Raw genomic sequence first — 1,457 nt, 5'->3', positions numbered from 1 at the left:
CGCTGAAGTGCGACACCTGCCCGAGGTAGCTGCCGTCGCTCTGCCGCGTGGCCTGGCCCTCGCGGATCCACAGCATGCGCTGCTCGTCGTAGTACCACAGCGGGATCGAGGCTTCGCCCCGGTCCACGCGGCTGACGCCGGGGTAGACCAGCGTGGCCGGCTGGCTGAGCTGCAGCGGGTTGCCGGCCGGGTCGGTCAGCGTCGCCTCGATCACGCCCACCGTCTGCAGGTGGTAGGCGGCACCGCTGTCCTCGCCGCGGTAGGGCTGCAGGAAGGCGTCCACGCCGGCGGCGGTGGTGGGGTTGCGGTAGGCCGCGGCCAGATGCACCGGCCCGTCGTAGGGATTGCCGTTGGCGTCCTGGATGCCGGCGGCCGGGATGTCGATCACGGCGCCGTTGACGACGGCGACCACCCCGCCGGCCGCCTCGAAGGTGCGCTGCACGTCCACCGGCTGGAGCGTCACGTCCAGGGTGGTGGTTTGTCCCTGGGCGCGCGGCGCTTCCTTGGCCATCGTCAGGTGCCCCCTGGACTTGACGAGGACCGTGGCCGGCGCCTGCGCGTCGGCGATGGCCAGGCGGTAGCGGCCCTCGGCGTCGGTGCGTGCCGCGGCGCCGCCCGCGCTCACCGCGGCGTCCGCCACCGGCGCGCCGCCGGCGGGCACCTGGCCGGTGAGCACCGTCTCCTGATTGGAGGGATGGGTCGGGGTGGTGGGAGTGGTGGGGGTGGTGGGCGGACTGGACGTGTCGCCCGTGGTGGGGCCCGTGGGCGTGCCCGCGATCGGAAGGAAGCCGCTGCCGCCGCCCCCTCCGCCTCCTCCGCAGCCTGCGAGCAGGCTCAATCCCAGCGCGCATGCCAGCGCGCGAATTCTTGTTCGCATATGCAACTCCCTGAAGTGACAGCTCGGTTTTTGTAAGCGGAAGAATAGATGAGCGCCCGGCGCCGTGTCCAGCGCGGTTGCGCCCGGTCCGCCGTGTGGCGATACCCCGCCGGCTAAAATCGAGGGCTTTCCCTCACCCCAACCCCCCGAAAGCCTCTCTCCGATGGCCAACCACGCCTTGATGGCCAACGCGATCCGCGCGCTGGCGATGGACGCCGTACAACAAGCCAATTCCGGCCACCCCGGCGCCCCGATGGGCATGGCCGACATGGCGGTGGCCCTGTGGGGCGAGCACCTCCGGCACAACCCGGCCAACCCGCACTGGGCCGACCGCGACCGCTTCGTGCTCTCCAACGGCCACGCCTCGATGCTGGTCTACGCGCTGCTGCACCTGACGGGCTACGCGCTGCCGATCGAGGAGCTGAAGAACTTCCGCCAACTGCACAGCAAGACGGCCGGCCACCCTGAGGTGGGCATCACCCCCGGTGTGGAAACCACCACCGGCCCGCTGGGCCAGGGCATCACCAACGCGGTGGGCTTCGCGCTGGCCGAGAAGCTGCTGGCCGCCGAGTTCAACCGC

General features: G+C 71.4%; 2 pseudogenes. One reads left to right on the top strand and one right to left on the bottom strand.

The features are described 5' to 3' along the window. Nucleotides 1-838: pseudogene (locus tag ACIY1X_RS12525) on the bottom strand (hypothetical protein); the annotation flags it as partial. Between the two features lie 202 nt (nucleotides 839-1,040). Between ACIY1X_RS12525 and ACIY1X_RS12520 the strand changes: the two are divergent. Continuing rightward, a pseudogene (locus tag ACIY1X_RS12520) lies at nucleotides 1,041-1,457 on the top strand (transketolase); the annotation flags it as partial.

Source organism: Xenophilus sp. (genome assembly GCF_044462705.1).
Taxonomy (GTDB): Bacteria; Pseudomonadota; Gammaproteobacteria; order Burkholderiales; family Burkholderiaceae_C; genus Xenophilus; species Xenophilus azovorans.
Note: the sequence above shows the minus strand (reverse complement) of the source record. Positions and strands in the feature narration are given on the sequence as shown.